The following is a 3,126-nucleotide window of genomic DNA, read 5'->3' as shown; positions in this document are numbered from 1 at the left end:
AAAAGAGAGTTCAATTCCAGAGAGTTTAAACTAAGCCTTTTTAAATATGTTATTGATTCAGTTGAACAGCAACTATAAAAACTTAGATAAGAGATGATGAGAATCATGGGAGAATCAAGGGGACAGGTACCTTGATTCATGATTCCCTCTAAATATCTAGTAATGCATTTGAAATTTCCTCAAATCTTTCATCTGTTATACCAAGTTTTTTCTTAAATCTTTCATCTTCTATTCTTTCAATGATTATCTTGTTCGGAGATATTTCCTTAATAATATTTTTTATCTTCTGAATTGATTCTTCATCATCGTTATAACCCTTAATAATAGTAATTTCAAATATAAATTTCCCTTTGTATTGTCTATTAAAAGAAACCATATTTGAAATGTATTCTACTAACGTATACCCTTCAATAGGTCTTTGGATTTTTTGAAAATCTTTTTCTGTGATTACTTTTATCTCTCCAACAACCTCATCACATTTATTAGCAATTTTTATATATTCATCTCTACCTAGTAAATATCCATTAGAAAGAAGTCTTACAGGTAAACCTTTGACTTTGATAAAGTCAATAATATCAGCAATTTTATCATTTACTAAGGCTTCTCCTTTTGAGTTAATAAAGATTAGTTCTGCTTTTGTACTTTCTATCATGCTTTCTAGTTCAATCAATGAACTACCTATTTTATCAAATGACTTTTGGGTATCTACCTTATTTTGCGACCTTCCAATAGGACAAAATATACAGTCAAAATTACAATACTTTTCTGGAAGTATATTAACCTCCAGTACCCTTCTTCCATCTTCAATATAAATATCTTTGTAACTAAAACTATCCATTATCTTATCCTCCTCTTTCAGTAATATTATTACTTATTTTTTGTTATTTCTAAACTATATAGGATTATTAATCTATTGGTATTAATTTCAGACCAACGATTCCAAAAACTATAAATGCAATACAAATCATACGCATTACATTAATGGGTTCTTTAAATAAAATAATACCTAAGACTACCGTACCAACAGTTCCTATACCTGTCCAAATTGCATATGCATTGCCTAGTGGTAAGCTTTTTAAAGACAATGATAAAAAATAGAAACTTGCAACCATTCCTATAACAGTTAATGTGCTAGGTAATATTTTTGTAAACCCTTGTGAATACTTCATGCCCATTGCCCAGCCTACTTCTAAAAAACCTGCTATAACTAAATAACTCCATTCCATAAACTTTACCTCCCTAAATTAATGGTTAAGGTTATCTTATAGCTTTTTAAAGAAAAAAATAAAAAAGCCTAAGGAAATATTATAAAAATATCTCCCAGGCTTTTATCCCTCCGTGTACACAGTTGCCTGTGCGTCTTCTCTCGGACCAGCCAGTTATAAACTGCGGAACCCTAGAAAACTTAAATGTATATTTAATTATAATCTACAAATTAAAATTACAATTAATTTTAGCATAATATAAAAGATCCATCAACTAAATACTTTTCTCCACAGGTGAATCAAGGTACCTGTCCCTTTGGTTCTCCTTGATTCATATTGATTCACAAAATTTATTCTATCTAATTCCTTAGCGTTGTTTTTGTAGCATATGTTGGTGAGATCCCATATAACACTTTTAATTTTTCCCATGTAATATTAAGATAAATATAGGTAATTTATACACTAAACGAATGATTAGAAAGGAGAAATTTTATGAAAAAGCAACGAAGGTATATAATAGCTATATTTTCAGCAATAATGTTATTATATATTTTTACAACATTAAAACATGTTGATTTTTTAAATAATGCTAAAATTATTCCAACAAAAGAAGAAAAACAAGATTTAACTGAAGAGTCTGATTTTAACTTAGAAATGGAAGTTTATGAATTGAATAAGAAAAACACTTTATCTGATGATGAGGTAGAGTTGATGATTAATTATTTAGGAGAAATAGATTGGAAAAAATATCATGAATTAAAAGAACGTGAATTCGACAAACAAATCATAGAATTCGGACAAATCATAGACACAGGAGAATTTAGTGAAGAAGCTATTTTAAGATATGATAAGTATACCTCAAAAGAAATATTATACATATATGAAGCATATACCCATTCTGATGGAGCATCAGCAGAGCTCTTTGGCTCATTACTTTATGAACTAAACAAAAGGTATCCAGATGAATCATCCAAGCTATATAATCAACATCAAGGATATAAAAAAATCATAGATATAATAATTGAAAATTATGAATACAATATATCTCTCTAATATAACTTTTTAAATTTTAAAAAGGGCACTAAGCCCCTTTTTTAATATTCATTTATTGTAACTCTACCTGATTTGTTATGGCAATTATTTATGTAGTCTACTATAACCTTCATATCTCTGTCAAATACCCTGATGTATCCATCAGTGTTCCAAAGACTGCTTTGACTTTTGCCTCCATGAATCATTAACTCATATCTTCCATATTGTGTCAGTTCTATCAACATTTACCGTTCCTCGTCCTAGACAATCGCAAGAGTGCATATTAACTCCATCCATATAAAAAGTCAAAGTTCCTACTCTATGTCTATTTGTTGGTAAATCAACCTCTATGCTCCATTTATTACTACTTCCACCAGTATTGTTAGACTTAATAGTATCTGGATACTTACCTCTTCTTGATACTATTAATCTTCCTCCATCATACACATTTACTGCTGTATATACCTCACCTGGTTCATGGTATTTTAGGCTAAAAGTCTCAGTCCAATCTATCATTAAAGCAGTGGTGAGAACATTCAATCCAATTCTTTTTTCATTAGGGTAAATAATAAATATTTTATATTGATAATAATAAATGATAGTGCAACCTGTTTGAAAAAAATTTAAATTCTTGTAGAATAATCAAAGTTGTTATATTTAGAATGTTCGAATTTTTATTTTGAGCTGTCAAATATCTAATCTATTAGCTATTTTTTATTTTCTTTCAAAAGCAACTTTTCCTGCAAAACAGGATATTTTTTATGCAAGATTCATTTCTGTTTTATGAAATTCACCGTATTTTTTAGATTTAAGGCCTTCTTAAATCGGGGTACGGCGACCATTCATGTAAAATAGGGCCACTTGACAGATATTGTAAAAAACATATGGC

The 3,126-nt window shown here is 29.1% G+C and carries 5 protein-coding genes and 1 riboswitch; of the genes, 1 reads left to right on the top strand and 4 read right to left on the bottom strand.

Annotated elements, in window-relative coordinates:
• Positions 1 to 148: 148 nt before the first annotated feature.
• Both EK368_RS00330 and EK368_RS00325 read right to left on the bottom strand, forming a co-directional pair.
• The gene (locus EK368_RS00330) at positions 149 to 838 is read right to left on the bottom strand and encodes a radical SAM protein (RefSeq protein WP_129595738.1); all 690 of its coding nucleotides are present in this window, start codon (positions 836 to 838) and stop codon (positions 149 to 151) included.
• A gap of 67 nt (positions 839 to 905) precedes the next feature.
• Complete coding sequence (locus EK368_RS00325) at positions 906 to 1,226, bottom strand: DMT family transporter (protein ID WP_129595737.1); 321 nt, start codon at positions 1,224 to 1,226, stop codon at positions 906 to 908.
• A gap of 89 nt (positions 1,227 to 1,315) precedes the next feature.
• Positions 1,316 to 1,411: riboswitch (guanidine-I (ykkC/yxkD leader) on the bottom strand.
• 286 nt (positions 1,412 to 1,697) lie between these two features.
• Here EK368_RS00325 and EK368_RS00320 point away from each other — a divergent pair.
• Positions 1,698 to 2,258: a hypothetical protein gene (locus EK368_RS00320; RefSeq protein WP_129595736.1), complete on the top strand. Its 561-nt coding sequence runs from the start codon at positions 1,698 to 1,700 to the stop codon at positions 2,256 to 2,258.
• A 41-nt stretch (positions 2,259 to 2,299) separates the two neighbouring features.
• Here the strand turns inward: EK368_RS00320 and EK368_RS00315 are convergent, their stop codons facing one another.
• Together EK368_RS00315 and EK368_RS00310 are read right to left on the bottom strand one after the other, a co-directional pair.
• Entirely contained in the window at positions 2,300 to 2,482 is a 183-nt protein-coding gene (locus EK368_RS00315; RefSeq protein ID WP_129595735.1) for a hypothetical protein, read from the bottom strand.
• Positions 2,448 to 2,777 carry a hypothetical protein gene (locus EK368_RS00310; protein WP_129595734.1) on the bottom strand — a complete coding sequence of 110 codons (330 nt, stop codon included), beginning with the start codon at positions 2,775 to 2,777 and terminating at the stop codon, positions 2,448 to 2,450. The genes EK368_RS00315 and EK368_RS00310 overlap by 35 nt, the downstream gene beginning before the upstream one ends.
• Positions 2,778 to 3,126: the final 349 nt, after the last annotated feature.

The organism is Anaerophilus nitritigenes, assembly GCF_004138215.1.
Taxonomy (GTDB): domain Bacteria; phylum Bacillota; class Clostridia; order Peptostreptococcales; family Thermotaleaceae; genus Anaerophilus; species Anaerophilus nitritogenes.
Note: the sequence above shows the minus strand (reverse complement) of the source record. Positions and strands in the feature narration are given on the sequence as shown.